The organism is Pseudomonas sp. NUPR-001, from assembly GCF_052147955.1.
Classification (GTDB): domain Bacteria; phylum Pseudomonadota; class Gammaproteobacteria; order Pseudomonadales; family Pseudomonadaceae; genus Aquipseudomonas.
In genome coordinates, this window is the sequence record NZ_CP197353.1 from 4,681,425 (window position 1) to 4,700,133 (window position 18,709).

Annotated in this window: 16 protein-coding genes; 11 read left to right on the top strand and 5 right to left on the bottom strand. The window is 60.8% G+C overall.

Annotation, left to right across the window (positions count from 1 at the left end):
* Positions 1-82: 82 nt before the first annotated feature.
* Complete coding sequence (gene tsf / locus ACP6KB_RS21470) at positions 83-946, bottom strand: translation elongation factor Ts (protein WP_442109271.1); 864 nt, start codon at positions 944-946, stop codon at positions 83-85.
* A gap of 188 nt (positions 947-1,134) precedes the next feature.
* The gene (gene rpsB / locus ACP6KB_RS21475) at positions 1,135-1,869 is read right to left on the bottom strand and encodes a 30S ribosomal protein S2 (RefSeq protein WP_038614011.1); all 735 of its coding nucleotides are present in this window, start codon (positions 1,867-1,869) and stop codon (positions 1,135-1,137) included.
* A gap of 456 nt (positions 1,870-2,325) precedes the next feature.
* On the opposite strand from rpsB, the gene map reads away from it, so the two are divergent.
* From map to dapC, 3 genes are read left to right on the top strand one after another with little or no spacing between them, the layout of a single operon-like run.
* Positions 2,326-3,108 (top strand): type I methionyl aminopeptidase, encoded by a 783-nt coding sequence (gene map / locus ACP6KB_RS21480; protein WP_128322427.1) that lies wholly within the window; start codon positions 2,326-2,328, stop codon positions 3,106-3,108.
* Positions 3,109-3,129: 21 nt separating this feature from the next.
* Positions 3,130-5,829: a [protein-PII] uridylyltransferase gene (locus tag ACP6KB_RS21485; RefSeq protein WP_442109272.1), complete on the top strand. Its 2,700-nt coding sequence runs from the start codon at positions 3,130-3,132 to the stop codon at positions 5,827-5,829.
* Between the two features lie 22 nt (positions 5,830-5,851).
* On the top strand, positions 5,852-7,045 hold the full coding sequence (gene dapC / locus ACP6KB_RS21490; protein ID WP_442109273.1) for a succinyldiaminopimelate transaminase: 1,194 nt from the start codon (positions 5,852-5,854) through the stop codon (positions 7,043-7,045).
* Positions 7,046-7,108: 63 nt separating this feature from the next.
* Here the strand turns inward: dapC and ACP6KB_RS21495 are convergent, their stop codons facing one another.
* The gene (locus ACP6KB_RS21495; RefSeq protein WP_442109274.1) at positions 7,109-8,755 is read right to left on the bottom strand and encodes a Na+/H+ antiporter; all 1,647 of its coding nucleotides are present in this window, start codon (positions 8,753-8,755) and stop codon (positions 7,109-7,111) included.
* Positions 8,756-8,986: 231 nt separating this feature from the next.
* Between ACP6KB_RS21495 and ACP6KB_RS21500 the strand changes: the two genes are divergently transcribed.
* From ACP6KB_RS21500 to ACP6KB_RS21515, 4 genes are read left to right on the top strand one after another with little or no spacing between them, the layout of a single operon-like run.
* A complete protein-coding gene (locus ACP6KB_RS21500) occupies positions 8,987-9,349 on the top strand; it encodes an ArsC family reductase (protein ID WP_442109275.1) in 363 nt (120 codons plus the stop codon).
* Positions 9,350-9,391: 42 nt separating this feature from the next.
* The gene (gene dapD, locus ACP6KB_RS21505) at positions 9,392-10,426 is read left to right on the top strand and encodes a 2,3,4,5-tetrahydropyridine-2,6-dicarboxylate N-succinyltransferase (protein ID WP_442109276.1); all 1,035 of its coding nucleotides are present in this window, start codon (positions 9,392-9,394) and stop codon (positions 10,424-10,426) included.
* Between the two features lie 54 nt (positions 10,427-10,480).
* Positions 10,481-11,686, top strand: a complete 1,206-nt coding sequence (locus tag ACP6KB_RS21510) for an aminotransferase class V-fold PLP-dependent enzyme (RefSeq protein ID WP_442109277.1) — start codon at positions 10,481-10,483, stop codon at positions 11,684-11,686.
* Positions 11,683-12,093: a SufE family protein gene (locus ACP6KB_RS21515; protein ID WP_442109278.1), complete on the top strand. Its 411-nt coding sequence runs from the start codon at positions 11,683-11,685 to the stop codon at positions 12,091-12,093. The genes ACP6KB_RS21510 and ACP6KB_RS21515 overlap by 4 nt, the downstream gene beginning before the upstream one ends.
* Here the strand turns inward: ACP6KB_RS21515 and tcdA are convergent.
* Positions 12,072-12,899, bottom strand: a complete 828-nt coding sequence (gene tcdA, locus ACP6KB_RS21520) for a tRNA cyclic N6-threonylcarbamoyladenosine(37) synthase TcdA (RefSeq protein ID WP_442109279.1) — start codon at positions 12,897-12,899, stop codon at positions 12,072-12,074. The genes ACP6KB_RS21515 and tcdA overlap by 22 nt on opposite strands.
* A gap of 290 nt (positions 12,900-13,189) precedes the next feature.
* Here tcdA and ACP6KB_RS21525 point away from each other — a divergent pair, with 290 nt between their 5' ends.
* From ACP6KB_RS21525 to ACP6KB_RS21540, 4 genes are all read left to right on the top strand, one after another.
* Positions 13,190-15,778 carry a glycosyltransferase gene (locus ACP6KB_RS21525; RefSeq protein WP_442109280.1) on the top strand — a complete coding sequence of 863 codons (2,589 nt, stop codon included), beginning with the start codon at positions 13,190-13,192 and terminating at the stop codon, positions 15,776-15,778.
* A gap of 112 nt (positions 15,779-15,890) precedes the next feature.
* The gene (gene dapE, locus ACP6KB_RS21530; RefSeq protein WP_442109281.1) at positions 15,891-17,042 is read left to right on the top strand and encodes a succinyl-diaminopimelate desuccinylase; all 1,152 of its coding nucleotides are present in this window, start codon (positions 15,891-15,893) and stop codon (positions 17,040-17,042) included.
* Positions 17,042-17,854: a putative RNA methyltransferase gene (locus ACP6KB_RS21535; protein WP_442109282.1), complete on the top strand. Its 813-nt coding sequence runs from the start codon at positions 17,042-17,044 to the stop codon at positions 17,852-17,854. Before dapE ends, ACP6KB_RS21535 begins: the two co-directional genes overlap by 1 nt.
* Before the next feature lie 17 nt (positions 17,855-17,871).
* Positions 17,872-18,249 (top strand): hypothetical protein, encoded by a 378-nt coding sequence (locus tag ACP6KB_RS21540; protein ID WP_442109283.1) that lies wholly within the window; start codon positions 17,872-17,874, stop codon positions 18,247-18,249.
* Between the two features lie 87 nt (positions 18,250-18,336).
* Here the strand turns inward: ACP6KB_RS21540 and ACP6KB_RS21545 are convergent, their stop codons facing one another.
* On the bottom strand, positions 18,337-18,546 hold the full coding sequence (locus ACP6KB_RS21545) for a cold-shock protein (RefSeq protein ID WP_028942973.1): 210 nt from the start codon (positions 18,544-18,546) through the stop codon (positions 18,337-18,339).
* Positions 18,547-18,709: the final 163 nt, after the last annotated feature.

Genomic DNA, 18,709 nt, shown 5'->3' on the forward strand with positions numbered 1-18,709 from the left:
TCTCGTAAACCACCTGCGCTTTGACAAAGAGGCTGCGCGCGTGAGCGGGCAGCCTCTTCGGGGCGACAGAAGTGAATCTGTCTTATTGCTTGGCAGCAGCCAGCTGAGCAGCAACTTCTTCAGCGAAGTTGTCAACTGGCTTCTCGATGCCTTCGCCGACTTTGAAGTAGGTGAAGGAAACGATTTCAGCACCGGCTTTCTTGGCCAGTTCGCCGACCTTGATTTCCGGGTTCATGACGAAGGCTTGCTCAACCAGGCTAGCTTCGGACAGGAACTTGGAGATACGGCCTTTGACCATGTTCTCAACGATGTTCTCTGGCTTGCCTTTGATCTTCTCTTCGTTCAGCTGCAGGAAGACGGCCTTTTCACGCTCGATGGCTTCTGGCGAAACTTCCGACGGCAGCAGGAACTCTGGGTTGCTTGCCGCTACGTGCATGGCGATTTCTTTGGCCAGCTGGACGTCGCCGCCCTTCAGGACAACCGCAACACCGATTTTGTTACCGTGCAGGTAGGTACCGACAACGTCACCTTCAACACGTACCAGACGGCGGATGTTGACGTTCTCGCCTACTTTGGCAACCAGTGCTTCACGAGCAGCTTCGCGCGAAGCGATCAGCGGAGCGGCATCGGTCAGCTTCTCGGCGAAAGCTTGTTCAACGCTTTCAGCAACGAAGTTTTTGAAGTCGTCTTGCAGAGCCAGGAAGTCGGTCTGCGAGTTCACTTCCAGCAGGACGGCAGACTTGTCGTCAGCCTTGATGGCGATGGCGCCTTCAGCAGCAACGTTACCGGCCTTTTTAGCAGCCTTGATGGCGCCCGAAGCGCGCATGTCATCAATGGCTTTTTCGATGTCGCCGCCAGCCTTGGTCAAGGCTTTCTTGCAGTCCATCATGCCTTCGCCGGTACGCTCGCGCAGTTCTTTAACCAGCGCTGCAATAATCTCTGCCATTTCAAATTCCTCTTGGATAGGTTTTCAACCATTCCACCCGATACTTGACGGGCGTTCAATTCTGTAAATCCGCTTATCAGCAGTCATGCCAGACAAGCATGCAACGGCGATACTGACAAACGGATTTCAAGGTGGCAAAAAGGGGGCCTAGCCCCCTTTTTGCGTGCCAAGTAGACGCCAGGCGTCAATTACTCAGCAGCTGGTGCCGCTTCTTCAGCGTAAACTTCGGTACCACCGGCAACGTTGTTGCGACCACGGATAACGGCGTCAGCCATCGAACCCATGTACAGCTGGATAGCGCGGATGGCGTCATCGTTACCTGGGATGATGTAGTCAACGCCTTCTGGGCTGCTGTTGGTATCGACAACGCCGATAACCGGGATGCCCAGCTTGTTGGCTTCGGTGATAGCAATGCGCTCGTGGTCAACGTCGATCACGAACAGGGCATCAGGCAGGCCGCCCATGTCCTTGATACCGCCCAGGCTGCGATCCAGTTTTTCCAGGTCGCGGGAGCGCATCAGGGCTTCTTTCTTGGTCAGCTTGGCGAAGGTGCCATCTTCGGCCTGGGTTTCCAGGTCGCGCAGACGCTTGATCGAAGCACGGATGGTTTTGTAGTTGGTCAGCATGCCGCCCAACCAGCGGTGATCGACGTACGGCGAACCGCAACGTGCTGCTTCTTCAGCAACGATCTTGCCAGCGGAACGCTTGGTGCCGACGAACAGAATCTTGTTTTTGCCCTGGGCCAGACGCTCGACGAAAGTCAGTGCGTCGTTGAACATTGGCAGGGTTTTTTCAAGGTTGATGATGTGAATCTTGTTGCGCGCGCCGAAAATGTACTTACCCATTTTCGGGTTCCAGTAACGGGTTTGGTGACCGAAGTGCACACCGGCCTTCAGCATATCGCGCATGTTGACTTGGGACATGATAGTTCCTTGATAAGTCGGGTTGGGCCTCCACGTATCCCAATGACCAACCCAGGATCCGTGGATCAAGGGCACCCAGGTCATCGTGTCGACACGTGTGTGGGTTTAAGCTTTGGGGGCTATCCCCGCAAAGCGGCGCATTTTATACCACACAAGCGCGGCAAACGGAACCCGAATTAACATCGCTGAAAGCAGCTGCCTTGAATGGCCTGGTAGGAGCGGGCTTGCCCCGCGATTGCGGCTTGCCAGCCACCTCGCTTCGCGGGGCAAGCCCGCTCCCACCCTAGAAGGTGCAAGGCAACTGCAGTGAGCAGCATTTCGTCCGTCACTGTCTTTTGCACCGCCACGCTAATCGCGCCAGAATGCCTCTATATAAAGGTTGTATCGCCGCTGCTCTGGTAGAATCCGGCCTTTCCTCAGATTATTCGCGCATTCAAGCGCCGTAGAGAGCCTGCAATGACCGTTACCATCAAAACCGCCGAAGACATCGAAAAGATGCGCGTCGCCGGCCGCCTGGCCGCCGAAGTGCTGGAGATGATCGAAGAGCACGTCAAGCCTGGCGTCACCACCGAAGAACTCGACCGCCTGTGCCACGACTATATCGTCAACGTCCAGAAGGCGATTCCCGCGCCGCTCAACTACAAAGGCTTCCCCAAGTCGATCTGTACTTCGGTCAACCACGTGGTGTGCCACGGCATCCCGGGTGACAAACCACTCAAGGACGGCGACACCCTGAACATCGACGTGACCGTGATCAAAGACGGCTATCACGGCGACACCAGCCGTATGTTCCACGTCGGTAACGTGCCGGTCTGGGCCGAGCGCCTGTCGCAGGTCACTCAGGAATGCATGTACAAGGCCATCGAGCTGGTCAAACCGGGCTGCCGCCTGGGCGACATCGGCGAAGTGATCCAGAAGCACGCAGAAAAGAACGGCTTCTCGGTGGTCCGCGAATTCTGCGGCCACGGTATCGGCAAGGTGTTCCACGAAGAGCCGCAGATTCTGCACTACGGCCGCGCCGGTACCGGCATGGAGCTCAAGGAAGGCATGACCTTCACCATCGAGCCGATGATCAACCAGGGCCGTGCCGACACCAAGGTACTGGGCGACGGCTGGACGGCCATCACCAAAGACCGCAAGCTCTCGGCGCAGTGGGAACACACACTGGTGGTAACTGCCACGGGCTACGAAATTTTCACCCTGCGTAAAGACGACACCATTCCCCGCACGTCGGCCTGATTCAAACAGGAAAGTGACTCGATGCCCCAGGTGGATCCCGAGCTGTTCGATCGCGGCCAGTTCCAGGCGGAACTGGCCCTCAAATCCAGCCCTATCGCGGCCTTCAAGAAGGCCATCCGCCAGGCGGGCGAAGTGCTCGACAAGCGCTTTCGTGAAGGCCGCGAGATCCGCCGGCTGATTGAAGACCGCGCCTGGTTCGTCGACAACATCCTGCAACAGGCCTGGAACCAGTTCGACTGGAGCGATGAGGCCGATATTGCCCTGGTGGCGACCGGCGGTTATGGCCGCGGCGAGTTGCACCCCTACTCCGACATCGACCTGCTGATCCTGCTCGACAGTGCTGATCACGAAGTATTTCGCGATTCGATCGAACGCTTGCTGACCTTGCTCTGGGACATCGGCCTGGAAGTAGGCCAGAGCGTGCGCTCGATCGACGAATGCGCCGAGCAGGCCCGCGCTGACCTGACGGTTGTCACCAACCTCATGGAAAGCCGCACCATCGCTGGCCCCGAGCGCCTGCGCCAGCGCATGTTGGAGGTCACCAGCACCGCACACATGTGGCCGAGCAAGGAATTCTTCCTGGCCAAGCGCGCCGAACAGAAGGCGCGCCACCACAAGTACAACGACACCGAATACAACCTGGAACCCAACGTCAAAGGCTCGCCCGGCGGCCTGCGCGATATCCAGACAGTACTGTGGATTGCCCGGCGCCAGTACGGCACCTTGAATCTGCACGCCTTGGCCGGTGAAGGTTTTCTGCTGGAAAGTGAAAATGCCTTGCTGGCTTCTTCCCAGGAGTTCCTGTGGAAGGTCCGCTATGCCCTGCACATGCTTGCCGGCCGCGCCGAAGACCGCCTGCTGTTCGATCATCAGCGCAGTATTGCCGCGCTGCTCGGCTTCAGTGACGAGAACCCCAAGCGCGCCATCGAGCAGTTCATGCAGCAGTACTACCGGGTGGTGATGAGCATTGCCGAGCTCAGCGACCTGATCATCCAGCATTTCGAAGAAGTCATTCTCGACGACGACACTGGCAGCACCCAGCCCCTCAACGCCCGTTTCCGACTGCACGATGGTTATATCGAGGCGGTACGGCCGAACGTGTTCAAGCGCACGCCGTTCGCCATGCTGGAAATCTTCGTGCTGATGGCCCAACACCCGGAAATCAAAGGCGTGCGTGCCGACACGATTCGCCTGCTGCGTGAACACCGGCACCTGATTGACGACGATTTCCGCAACGATATTCGCAACACCAGCCTGTTTATTGAACTGTTCAAGTGCGAAATCGGCATTCATCGCAACCTGCGGCGCATGAACCGCTACGGCATTCTGGGCCGTTATCTGCCCGAGTTCGGGCTGATTGTCGGGCAGATGCAGCACGACCTGTTCCATATCTATACCGTCGATGCGCACACCCTGAACCTGATCAAGCACCTGCGCAAATTGCAGTACACGCCGGTATCAGAGAAGTTCCCGCTGGCCAGCAAGCTCATGGGGCGCCTGCCGAAGCCCGAACTGATCTACCTGGCTGGCCTTTACCACGACATCGGCAAAGGCCGTCAGGGCGACCACTCGGAGCTGGGCGCCGTGGATGCTCAGGCGTTCTGCCTGCGCCACCAATTGCCGGTATGGGACAGCCGCCTGGTGGTCTGGCTGGTGCAAAACCACCTGGTCATGTCGACCACAGCTCAGCGCAAAGACCTTTCTGACCCACACGTGATCCATGACTTCGCCCAACAGATGGGCGACGAGACCCGTCTGGATTACCTCTACGTGCTGACCGTGGCCGACATCAACGCCACCAACCCCAGCCTGTGGAACTCCTGGCGCGCCAGCCTGTTGCGCCAGCTGTACACCGAAACCAAGCGCGCCCTGCGCCGCGGCCTGGAGAACCCACTGGATCGCGAAGAACAGATTCGCCAAACCCAGAGCGCGGCACTGGACATCCTGATCCGGGAGGGCACCGACCCGGACGATGTCGAACAGCTCTGGGCGCAGCTGGGCGATGACTACTTCTTGCGTCACACCGCCGCAGACGTAGCCTGGCACAGTGACGCCATCCTTCAGCAGCCGGCCGATGGCGGCCCGCTGGTACTGATCAAGGAAACCACCCAGCGCGAGTTTGAAGGCGGCACCCAGATCTTCATCTACGCGCCCGACCAGCACGACTTCTTCGCTGTAACCGTAGCGGCCATGGACCAGCTCAACCTGAACATCCATGACGCACGGATCATCACCTCCAGCAGCCAGTTCACCCTCGACACCTACATTGTGCTCGACAACGATGGCGGCTCGATTGGCGACAATCCGCAACGGGTCAAGGAGATCCGCGACGGCCTGACCGACGCCCTGCGCAATCCGGACGATTACCCGACCATCATCAAGCGTCGCGTACCGCGCCAGCTCAAGCACTTCACCTTTGCCCCGCAGGTCACCATTCACAACGACGCCCAGCGACCGGTCACCATCCTCGAACTCAGCGCCCCCGACCGCCCGGGCCTGCTGGCGCGGATTGGCAAGATCTTCCTGGAGTTCGACCTGTCACTGCAGAACGCCAAGATTGCCACCCTCGGCGAACGGGTCGAAGACGTGTTCTTCATCACCGATGCCGACAACCAACCGCTGTCTGACCCACAACTGTGCAGCCGCCTGCAGGATGCCATCGTCGAGCAATTACGCGTCGACCAGGCCGCAGCGACAACCGTTTCCCGCCTGACCATTTAACGTTTGACGAGACCCAGCGCCGATGAACACCGATTTGCTCCAGCTTCAGCCCTACCCGTTCGAGAAACTCCGCGCCCTGCTCGGCAGCGTCACGCCCGCCGCCGACAAACGCGCTATTGCCCTGTCGATCGGTGAGCCCAAGCATGAATCGCCAGCGTTCGTCGCCCAGGCCCTGGCCGACAACTTGCCGCAAATGGCCGTGTACCCGACCACGGTGGGCCTGCCTGCCCTGCGTCAGGCCATCACCCGCTGGTGCGAACAGCGCTTTGGCGTGCCCAGCGGCTGGCTGGATGCCGACAAACACGTGTTGCCGGTCAATGGCACCCGCGAAGCCTTGTTCGCCTTCACCCAGGCGGTGGTCAACCGCAGTGCCGACGGCCTGGTGATCAGTCCCAACCCGTTCTATCAGATCTACGAAGGCGCAGCCCTGCTGGCCGGTGCCACCCCGCACTACCTGCCATGCCTGGACAGCAACGGTTTCAACCCCGACTTCGATGCAGTCTCAGCCGACACCTGGAAGCGCTGCCAGATCCTGTTCATCTGCTCCCCGGGCAACCCCACCGGTGCCCTGGTGCCGATGGACACCCTGAAAAAGCTGATCGCCCTGGCTGACGAGCACGACTTTGTGATTGCCGCCGACGAGTGCTACAGCGAACTGTACTTCGACGAACAAAGCCCGCCACCAGGCCTGTTGAGCGCCTGCGTAGAGCTGGGACGCAGTGATTTCAAGCGTTGTGTGGTGTTCCACAGCCTGTCCAAACGCTCCAACCTGCCGGGCCTGCGCTCAGGCTTTGTTGCCGGTGATGCTGAAATCATCAAACCGTTCCTGCTGTATCGCACCTATCACGGCTGCGCCATGCCAGTGCAAACCCAGCTGGCGAGTATCGCCGCCTGGAACGACGAAGAGCACGTGCTGGCCAACCGCGACCTGTATCGCGAGAAGTTCGATGCGGTGCTGGACATTCTGGCGCCAGTACTGGATGTACAGCGCCCGGATGGCGGCTTCTACCTGTGGGCCAAGGTACCTGGCGATGATGCAGAGTTCTGCCGCGGCCTGTTTGAAACTCAGCACGTAACGGTAGTACCGGGCTCCTACCTGTCGCGCGAAGTGGATGGCGTTAACCCAGGCGCCGGGCGTGTACGTATGGCGCTGGTTGCGCCGCTGGCCGAGTGTGTCGAAGCGGCGGAGCGGATTCGCGACTACCTGAAGGCTTGAGGTCGCATCGCGGGGCAAGCCCGCTCCTACTAGTGGGAGCGGGCTTGCCCCGCGAAAACATCGCTACTTGACCTTCCCCAGATTCGCCTCACTCAGGTCCAGCTCCTCCAGCACCTGACGCACCACGTCATCCCCAACCTGATGATGGCGGTGCAGCTTATACAGCTCCAGGCGCTGGGCGCGCAGGGCACGCAGGCGCAGGCGCCGCTCCAGCAGATCCATCTGCTCCGCCAGTGCCTGGGCCTCTGCACTGTCGTTGAAACTGTCCAATTGATGCCGGTACTCTGCCATCAGACGCGCTTTCAGCTCAGCCGCCAACGCCGCCTGAGCCGCATCCGGGGTAGCGCCCGGCTCAACCAGTTCTTCAGCTTCCAGCGCGTGAATCGCCGCTTCGGCGGTCTGTCGCCAGACCTCCTTGGCCTCCTGACGCATGGCGTCATCCGGGCTTTTGCTCATCCCTCGCAGCAACAGGGGCAAGGCAATACAGGCCGAGGCCAGCGACAACAGAATCACCCCGGCCGCAATGAAAATCAGCAAGTCGCGTTCAGGAAAGGCTTCGCCCGCACTGATCAGCAACGGCACCGACATGACACCGGCCAAGGTCACCGCCCCCCGCACCCCACCGATGGTCAACAGCCAGCAGGATCGGGCATTGGGCGCCACCACCAGGTCGGCCTTGCCGCGCCAGCGACGGATCACCCCGATCAAACGCCAGATGCTCTGCACCCAGACAAAGCGCAACGCCACCAGCACGGCAAAAATCGCCACCACATCCAGGCAGCGCCAGAGCAAGGTTGGCATCAAGGTCGCCTCATGGCTGGTCACTGCCTTGATGATGTCGGGCAACTGCAAACCCAACAGCAGGAAGATCAGGCCATTGAAGCTGAACTCCAGCAACGACCAGACGCTGCGGTTGAGCAAACGTGTGCTGGTCTGGCGCGGCAACAGATCAAGCCAGCTTTGCATCATCCCCGCCGCTACGGCGGAGAGAATCCCGGAAGCGCCCAGGCGTTCGGCCAGTACGTAGGCGGCAAACGGCAACAGCAACATGAACACCACATGGGTGGCCGGGTCGTCCCAGCCACGGGCGATCATCCAGGCGCGCAGGCGCCCAACCAGCCAACTCAGGGCTACACCGGTGGCCAAACCACCGAGGGCCACCAGCACAAAAGTCACGCTGGCCTCGGCCAACGAGAACGCACCAGTGATCGCTGCAACCAAGGCAAACTTGAAGGTCACCAGGCCAGTGGCGTCGTTCATCAGCGCCTCACCTTGGAGCATGTGCATCAAGGGCGTCGGCAGGCGGTCCTGGGCAATGGCCGATACCGCCACGGCATCGGTGGGCGACAGCACTGCCGCCAGGGCAAAGGCCACGGGCAGCGGGATGCTGGGCAGAATCCAGTGAATGAAATAACCGGCACCGACCACGGTAAACAGCACCAAGCCTACGGCCAGGGTCAGAATCGGGCCACGCAAACGCCAAAGGTCACGCTTGGGCATGCGCCAGCCATCGGCGAACAGTAGCGGCGGCAAGAACAGAAACAGAAACAGCTCAGGGTCCAGGGCTACGTGAAGCCCCAGGGTCGGCCAGGCCAGCAATGCCCCGGCAGCGATCTGTACCAGCGGCAACGGCAACGGGATCACCCGCCCGACAAGTTTGGAGACACTCACCAGCATCAGCAGGATGAGAACGGTGTAGGCTGATTGCATACGGCGTGTACCCTTCGATTCAGACAGTCAACGGCGCTTCTGTTACCCGCAGGCAGGCATTGCCATTGAATCGACATAGTAGACGTTCAGGATGCGGGCGCGCCGCTGCACAAAAGTCGCAGGCGGCGTCGAAACCTGTAACACAATGCTACAAAGTACATCGGTGAGACCAACCCAACGCGGTCGACCGTGGCATAATCCTTCACCATTTTTTCCCAGGAGGGGCAAGACATGACCAAACGCGACACGCCATTGCACCTTTATGGAATCAAAGCCTGCGATACCATGAAGAAAGCCCGTACCTGGCTGGAAGATAAAGGCCTGGGTTACGACTTTCACGACTACAAAACCCAGGGTATCGACCGCCAAAGCCTGACCCGCTGGTGCGACGAGCACGGCTGGGAAATCGTGCTCAACCGCGCAGGCACCACGTTTCGCAAACTCGAAGACGCCCAGAAGGCCAACCTCGACCAGGCCAAGGCCATCGAGTTGATGCTGGCCCAACCCTCGATGATCAAGCGCCCGGTGCTCGATCTTGGCGAGCGTACGCTGGTCGGCTTCAAACCGGACCTGTACGCCGCCGCCCTGCAGTAATGCGGCGCCACGCTTTCATTCAATTTCGCAAGAGGTAACTGCATGTCCACTACCCTGTTCAGCCTGGCCTTCGGTGTCGGCACCCAGAACCGCCAAGGTGCCTGGCTGGAAGTTTTCTACGCTCAACCGCTGATCAACCCGAGCGCCGAACTGGTTGCAGCTGTAACCCCGGTGCTGGGTTACGAAGGTGGCAACCAGGCCATCGCCTTCAGCAATGCTCAGGCTGCACAGCTGGCTGATGCCCTCAAGGGTGTCGACGCCGCCCAGGCCGCCCTGCTGACCCGCCTGGCTGAAAGCAACAAACCGCTGGTTGCGACCCTGCTGGCCGAAGACGCCGCCCTGAGCTCCACCCCGGAAGCCTACCTGAAGCTGCACCTGCTCTCGCATCGCCTGGTCAAGCCTCATGGCCTGAGCCTGGCCGGCATTTTCCCGCTGCTGCCAAACGTTGCCTGGACCAGCCAGGGTGCCGTCGATCTGGCCGAACTGGCCGAACAGCAGCTGGAAGCGCGCCTCAAAGGCGAACTGCTGGAAGTGTTCTCGGTCGACAAGTTCCCGAAAATGACCGACTACGTCGTGCCTGCCGGCGTGCGTATCGCCGACAGCGCCCGTGTGCGCCTGGGCGCCTACATCGGCGAAGGCACCACCATCATGCACGAAGGCTTCGTCAACTTTAACGCTGGCACCGAAGGCCCGGGCATGATCGAAGGCCGCGTTTCGGCCGGTGTGTTCGTCGGCAAGGGCTCGGACCTGGGCGGCGGTTGCTCGACCATGGGCACCCTGTCCGGTGGCGGCAACATCGTCATCAAAGTGGGTGAAGGCTGCCTGATCGGCGCCAACGCCGGTATCGGCATTCCGCTGGGTGATCGCAACACCGTTGAAGCCGGCCTGTACATCACCGCCGGTACCAAGGTGAACCTGCTCGACGAGAACAACCAGCTGGTCAAAGTGGTCAAGGCCCGCGACCTGGCTGGTCAGACCGACCTGCTGTTCCGCCGCAACTCGCTCAACGGCGCGGTGGAGTGCAAAACCCACAAGTCGGCGATCGAGCTGAACGAAGCGCTGCACGCCCACAACTAAGTGGTACCATCGGGTCTGGCCTACCGCCAGGCCCGATATTCAGGTCCGATCATCATGTTCCAGCCCTCCCCGTGGCGCGCCGACTTTCCGGCTATCGCCGCTCTGCAACGCCAGCACCAGACCTACCTGGACAACGCTGCTACCACGCAAAAACCACAACTTCTGCTCGATGCTCTGAGCCATTATTACGGCCACGGCGCCGCCAACGTGCACCGTGCCCAACACCTTCCCGGCGCCCTGGCCACCCAGGCCTTTGAACGCAGCCGGGAAAAAGTCGCTGGCTGGATCAATGCCAGTGATAGCCAACAGATCGTGTTCACCCATGGCGCAACCTCCGCCCTGAACCTGCTGGCCTACGGGCTGGAGGGGCTGTTCGAAGCCGGTGACGAAATCGCTGTCAGTGCGGTGGAACACCACGCCAACCTGTTGCCCTGGCAGCAACTGGCCCGGCGGCGCCAGCTCAAACTGGTGATTCTGCCGCTGGACAACCGCGGCCTGATCGATGTGCAAGCGGCCCTGCAGTTGATTGGCCCACGCACCCGCCTGCTGGCGCTCAGCCAACTGTCGAATGTCCTCGGCGCCTGGCAGCCATTGGCGCCTCTGCTGGCTCACGCCCAGGCCCAAGGCGCGCTGACCGTGGTCGATGGCGCCCAGGGTGTGGTGCATGAACGCCAGGACATGCAGCAACTGGGCTGCGACTTTTACGTGTTCTCCAGCCACAAGCTGTATGGCCCCGACGGGGTCGGCGTACTGTATGGTCGCAGCGAAGCGCTGGCACGTCTGCGCCACTGGCAATTCGGCGGTGAGATGGTGCAGGTTGCCGACTACCACAGCGCCAGCTTTCGCCCGGCGCCGCTGGGTTTCGAAGCCGGCACACCACCTGTCGCCAGTGTGATCGGCCTGGGCGCCAGTCTCGACTACCTGGCGGGGCTCGATGCCAACGCCGTCGCCGAGCACGAAGCCGGCTTGCATCGTTACTTGCTGCGCGGCCTCAATGATCGCGAAGGCATACGTTTACTCGGCCAGCCGCAACTGGCGCTGGCGAGTTTCGTGGTCGAAGGCGTGCACAACGCCGACCTCGCCCATATGCTCACCGAACAGGGCATCGCCGTGCGCGCCGGGCACCACTGTGCCATGCCGCTGCTGAAAAGCTTCGAGCTTGAAGGGGCGATCCGTGTGTCGCTCGCCTTGTACAACGACTCCGACGACCTGCAACGCTTCTTCGACGCACTGGATCAAGCCCTGGAGTTGCTGCGATGACTCTGCCTGCCAATGCACGGAGCGCACTCGGCGCCTTCGAACAGGCGTCCGGCTGGGAGCAACGGGCTCGCTTGCTGATGCAATGGGGTGAACGCCTGGCGCCGTTGAGCGAGGCGGAAAAGTCCGAAGCCAATCGCGTTCATGGCTGTGAGAGCCAAGTGTGGCTGGTGGCCGAACAAACGGCTGGCCACTGGCATTTCAAAGCGGGCAGCGATGCGCGGATCATTCGCGGCTTGCTGGCGCTGCTGCTGGTGCGTGTCGAAGGCTTGTCGAGCGCCGAACTGCAGCAACTGGACCTGCCCGGCTGGTTCAACCAACTGGGCCTGGGCCGCCAACTTTCGCCTTCACGCAGCAACGGCCTGAACGCCGTGCTGCAGCGCATGGCTCAATTGGCTGCGGGCGTCTGAGCCTTGGCCTGGCGCTCGCAAGGGCGCCTTGCCCCTGCTACCAGCTTCTCTACCGCTTTGCTGGCGGCGACCATGCCGAAGGTTGCCGTCACCATCATCACCGCGCCAAAGCCTCCGGAACAGTCGAGCTTGACGCCCTCGCCGACAAAACTCTTCTGCAGGCAGACACTGCCGTCGCCCTTGGGGTAACGCAGCTGCTCCGTAGAAAACACACAGGGCACGCTGTAGTTACGGGTAACTGTGCGGGAAAACCCGTAGTCGCGGCGCAGGGTTGAGCGCACGCGCGAGGCCAACGGGTCATTGAAGGTTTTGTTCAGGTCGGCGACACGGATCTGGGTCGGGTCGATCTGCCCACCTGCGCCACCGGTACTGATGATGGTGACCTTATGGCGCTTGCACCAGCCAATCAGCGCCGCCTTGGCCATGACACTGTCGATGCAATCGATCACGCAGTCGATGTGCTCGCCAATGTACTCGGGCAGGGTTTCCTTGGTAACGAAATCCACCACCGCGTGCACGGTGCACGCCGGATTGATCGCCCGCAGGCGCTCCGCCATGACTTCAGCCTTGGCACGGCCAATGTTGCCCTCCTGAGCGTGCAACTGGCGATTGGTGTTGCTGACACAGACATCATCGAGGTCGAACAGAGAGATTTCGCCTACGCCGCTGCGCGCCATCGCCTCTGCCGCCCAGGAGCCGACACCGCCGATGCCGACGATTGCCACATGGGCCTCGCGCAGGCGCTGCAGGCCGCTGTCACCGTATAACCGGGCAACACCGGCAAAGCGTGGATCATCTGTACTCATGGCCATACCCCGAAAAAACCGGCGCGCATTATAGGCCTGTTCCGCCCTGATGCCATCCTGCTTCAGACCCGTTGACCATGTAGGAATTAGTAAAGTCAGCGGTAATCCTGCTTTAATGTCCTACGCAACTCCTAGTCTTGGAAGACAACAGCACGGGCCTCAGAACTTCAGCACCCGAAGTCAATCTAACCATTGCCGCCAGATTGCTCCTACAAAGCATAGGCGGACAAAGCGCAGAATCCGCGCCTTTTGGCGCCCGCCCGTTCCACCTTTCGGAACCCGAACTATCTATGTCATCGCGTAAATTTGGTATCAACCTGGTGATAGTCATGGCCATCGCCGCGCTATTCACCGGGTTCTGGGCCCTGATCAACCGCCCTGTTTCCGCCCCCAACTGGCCGGAGCAGATTTCTGGCTTCTCCTATTCGCCGTTCCGTCTTGGCGAAAGCCCACAAAAGGGCCAGTACCCCACTGAGGACGAGCTGCGCCAGGACCTTGAGCAACTGAGCAAGCTGACCGACAGTATTCGTATCTATACCGTCGAAGGCACTCAAGCTGAAATTCCGCGCCTGGCTGAAGAATTCGGCCTGAGGGTGACCATTGGTGTGTGGATCAGCCCTGACCTTGAGCGCAACGAGCGGGAAATCCAGAAAGCCATCGAGCTGGCCAACAGCTCGCGCAGTGTCGTGCGGGTAATGGTCGGTAACGAGGCGCTGTTCCGCGAAGAAATCACCCCCGAAGCCTTGATCCAGTACCTGGACCGGGTGCGTGCGGCGGTGAAAGTCCCCGTCACCACCAGTGAACAGTGGCATATCTGGAAAGACCACCCGGAACTGGCCAAACACGTCGACCTGATCGCAGCGCATATTCTGCCGTACTGGGAATTCATTCCGATGAAAGACGCCGGTCAGTTCGTACTGGACCGCGCCCGTGATCTGAAACAGCTGTTCCCACGCAAACCGCTGCTGCTGTCCGAGGTAGGCTGGCCCAGCAACGGGCGCATGCGCGGTGGCGCTGATGCCACCCAGGCCGACCAGGCCATTTACCTGCGTACCCTGGTGAACAAACTCAACCGCCAGGGTTACAACTACTTCGTCATTGAAGCCTATGACCAGCCGTGGAAAGCCAGCGACGAAGGCTCGGTGGGCGCCTACTGGGGCGTGTTCAACGCCGCGCGTCAGCAGAAATTCAACTTTGAAGGCCCGGTAGTAGCCATTCCGCAATGGCGCGTACTGGCCGTAGGCTCGGTGGTGCTGGCGATGCTTTCGCTGACCCTGCTGCTGATCGACGGCTCGGCGCTGCGCCAGCGTGGCCGTACCTTCCTGACCTTTATCGCCTTCCTCTGTGGTTCGGTGCTGGTGTGGATCGGCTACGACTACAGCCAGCAATACAGCACCTGGTTCAGCCTGACCGTGGGCTTCTTGCTCGCGCTCGGTGCGCTCGGGGTGTTCATTGTGTTGCTGACCGAGGCGCATGAACTGGCCGAGGCGGTGTGGACGCACAAACGCCGCCGCGAGTTCCTGCCGGTACAGGCCGACAGCGCCTACCGGCCGAAAGTCTCGGTGCATGTACCGTGCTACAACGAGCCGCCGGAAATGGTCAAACAGACCCTCAATGCCCTGGCAGCCCTGGACTACCCGGACTACGAAGTGTTGATCATCGACAACAACACCAAGGATCCGGCGGTCTGGGAGCCGATCAAGGCGCATTGCGAGCTGCTCGGCGAACGCTTCAAGTTCTTCCACGTCTCGCCCCTGGCGGGCTTCAAGGGCGGCGCGCTGAACTACCTGATCCCGCACACCGCCAAAGATGCCGAAGTGATCGCGGTGATCGACTCGGACTACTGCGTGGACCGCAACTGGCTCAAGCACATGGTGCCGCACTTCGCCGACCCGAAAATTGCCGTGGTGCAATCGCCGCAAGACTACCGCGATCAGCACGAAAGCACCTTCAAGAAGCTGTGCTACAGCGAGTACAAGGGCTTCTTCCACATTGGCATGGTTACCCGTAATGACCGCGACGCGATCATCCAGCACGGCACCATGACCATGACCCGGCGCTCGGTCCTGGAAGAGCTGGGCTGGGCGGACTGGTGTATCTGTGAAGACGCCGAACTCGGCCTGCGGGTGTTCGAGAAGGGCTATTCGGCCGCCTACTCCCACGAAAGCTACGGCAAGGGCCTGATGCCCGATACCTTTATCGACTTCAAGAAACAGCGCTTCCGCTGGGCCTATGGTGCGATCCAGATCATCAAACGCCATGCCGCCAGCCTGTTGCGCGGTAAAGACTCGGAGCTCACCCGTGGCCAGCGCTATCACTTCCTGGCCGGCTGGTTGCCGTGGATTGCCGATGGCATGAACATCTTCTTCACCGTCGGCGCCCTGCTATGGTCGGCGGCGATGATCATCGTGCCGCAACGGGTTGATCCACCGCTGCTGATCTTCGCCATCCCGCCGTTGGCGTTGTTCGTGTTCAAAGTCGGCAAGATCGTGTTCCTCTACCGTCGCGCGGTCGGGGTTAACCTCAAGGATGCCTTCGCCGCTGCTCTGGCCGGTCTTGCGCTGTCGCATACCATTGCCAAGGCGGTGTTGTACGGTTTCTTCACCAGCAGCATTCCGTTTTTCCGCACGCCGAAAAATGCCGACAGCCATGGGTTTATGGTGGCGCTTTCGGAAGCACGCGAAGAACTGTTCATCATGTTGCTGCTGTGGGGCGCTGCGGCCGGTATTTACCTGGTGCAGGGCTTGCCGAGCAATGACATGCGCTTCTGGGTGACCATGCTGCTGGTGCAATCGTTGCCGTATCTGGCGGCGCTGATCATGGCGATGCTGTCATCGCTGCCCAAACCCGTGGATGCCGCCCAACCCGCCCAAGCCTAACAACCTTCCGGTGGGGGCAGGCCCGCTCCCACCGGTCACCCTCATCTGACCGATTTGCTATAAGATAACGCCCCTCGAATTCGTGCCCTGCCTTGCCCCCGGAGTTTCTTCAATGACGGCCCCAGCCGACCTTTCGCCTACCCTAGAACTGGCCTGCGACCTGATCCGTCGCCCTTCGGTGACCCCGGTCGATGCCGACTGCCAGAAACAGATGATGCAGCGCCTGGGCGATGCCGGTTTCATGCTGGAACCGATGCGCATCGAAGACGTCGATAACTTCTGGGCCACTCATGGCAGCCAGGAAGGCCCGGTACTGTGCTTTGCCGGTCACACCGACGTGGTGCCCACCGGCCCGGTGCAAGCCTGGCAAAACGATCCGTTCGATGCCCTGATCGACGCCGACGGCATGCTCTGCGGCCGTGGCGCCGCTGACATGAAAGGCAGCCTGGCGGCCATGGTCGTGGCCACCGAGCGCTTTGTCGCCGACTACCCGAACCACCGCGGCAAGGTCGCGTTCCTGATCACCAGCGACGAAGAAGGCCCGGCCCACCACGGCACCAAAGCGGTCATCGAGCGCCTGGCAGCGCGCAAAGAGCGCCTGGACTGGTGCATCGTCGGCGAACCGTCGAGCACCAGCCTGGTCGGTGACGTGGTCAAGAACGGTCGTCGCGGCTCGCTCGGCGCCAAACTGACCGTGCGCGGCATTCAGGGCCATGTGGCCTACCCGCACCTGGCCAAGAACCCGATTCATCTGGCCGCCCCGGCCCTGGCAGAACTGGCCGCCGAGCACTGGGACGAAGGCAACGCGTTCTTCCCGCCTACCAGCTTCCAGATCTCCAACCTCAACTCCGGTACCGGCGCAACCAACGTGGTGCCGGGCGAGCTGACCGCGCTGTTCAACTTCCGCTTCTCCACCGAGTCGACGGTTGAAGGCCTGCAAGCCCGTGTCGCAGCGATCCTCGACAAGCACCAGCTCGACTGGCATGTCGACTGGGCGCTGTCCGGCCTGCCGTTCCTGACCGAGCCGGGCGAGTTGCTCGACGCCGTGGCGGCCAGCATCAAGGCTGTTACCGGCCGCGAAACGCAACCATCGACCAGCGGTGGCACCTCCGATGGCCGCTTCATCGCCACCCTGGGCACCCAGGTGGTCGAACTGGGCCCGGTCAACGCCACCATTCACCAGGTCAATGAACGCATCCTGGCCAGCGACCTCGACGTGCTGACCGAAATCTATTACCAGACCCTGACCCGGTTGCTCGCCTGATGCTCACCTGCCCGCTCTGCAGCGCTGCGCTGAGCCCGGTCGATAACGGTGTGGCCTGCCCGGCCGGACACCGCTTCGACCGCGCCCGCCAGGGCTATCTGAACCTGTTGCCGGTCCAGCACAAGAACAGCCGCGACCCTGGTGACAACCAGGCGATGGTTGAAGCACGCCGTGACTTTCTCAATGCCGGGCACTATGCCCCGGTGGCCCGCCGCCTCGCCGAACTGGCTGCCGAGCGCGCCCCCGCGCGCTGGCTGGACATCGGTTGTGGCGAGGGGTACTACACTGCGCAGATCGCCCAGGCCCTGCCGGCCGCCGATGGCTATGCCCTGGACATCTCGCGCGAGGCCGTCAAACGCGCATGCAAACGCAACCCGGCGCTGACCTGGCTGGTGGCGAGCATGGCGCGGGTGCCGCTGGCCGATGCCAGCTGTCAGTTCCTGGCCAGCGTGTTCAGCCCCCTCGACTGGCAGGAGGCCTTGCGCCTGTTGGCGCCGGGCGGAGGCCTGATGCGTGTCGGCCCCACCAACGAACACCTGATCGAGCTGCGTCATAAACTCTATGATGAAGTGCGCGACTACGCTGACGACAAGCACTTGGCCCTGGTACCTGCTGGTATGCAGCACGCCCACAGCGAAACGCTGAAGTTCAAGCTGAGTCTTGCCGATGGCAAGTCCCGCGCCGACCTGCTGGCCATGACCCCTCATGGCTGGCGCGCCAGCGCGGAAAAACGAGCAGCCGTCATCGAGCAGGCCGAGCCTTTCGAGGTCACGGTATCGATGCGTTACGATTATTTTGTGCGCCAAGACTGAGCACACCCGGAGCCCCCATGCGCCAACCCGATATCGAGATTTACCTCAAAGACGCCGACGTCGATCACAAGCAGATCGCTGCCTGGCTCAGCGAAACCCTGGGCACCTGCAGCGATTGGCAGCAAAAAGGTCAGACCTACAAGTGCATGGCCGGTAACATTCCAGTTACTTGGTTACCGAAGGCTGTAGGCAAATGGAACAGTCTTTACCTGGAAAGCGATCAGACGCCGTGGGCAGATGACATCGCTTGCGCGCGTGCCGCCTTCGCTGCCTTGCAGGTCGAAGTGCGCTGCGCACCGGGAAGCTGGGTCGAAGAAGAAGGTGAAGAAGATGCCGATCGCTGGATCCGCATCAGTGCCGACGGTGAAGAAGAAATCACCTGGCGCACGCAGTAACTTCAGGTTCAACGCTGCAAGCTACAAGTTACAAACCTGGCACGGCCGGCTTGCAGCTTGTAGCCTCAAACATGCGATCTAAAGCGCTTACAGCCCGATTACGTCTTCTGCCTGCAGGCCTTTCTGGCCTTGGGTCAGACTGTATTCAACCTGTTGCCCCTCGATCAACGTGCGATGCCCCTCACCACGAATGGCACGATAGTGAACGAACACATCGGCGCCACCTTCACGCTGAATGAAGCCATAACCTTTGGCGTCATTGAACCACTTAACACTTCCAGTCTCACGAGACGACATCTGAACTACTCCGGGTTTTTATTTTGGAATCGCCTTGTAAGCAGAGGATCACCTGCCTCTGCCGACACAGCTTGAGGATTACTCCTGCAAGCTGCGGACCGAGTATATGTCAGGCTCGAAATAATTTTTATGACCGTCGAGCATTTTGCTGAACTTGCGCAGA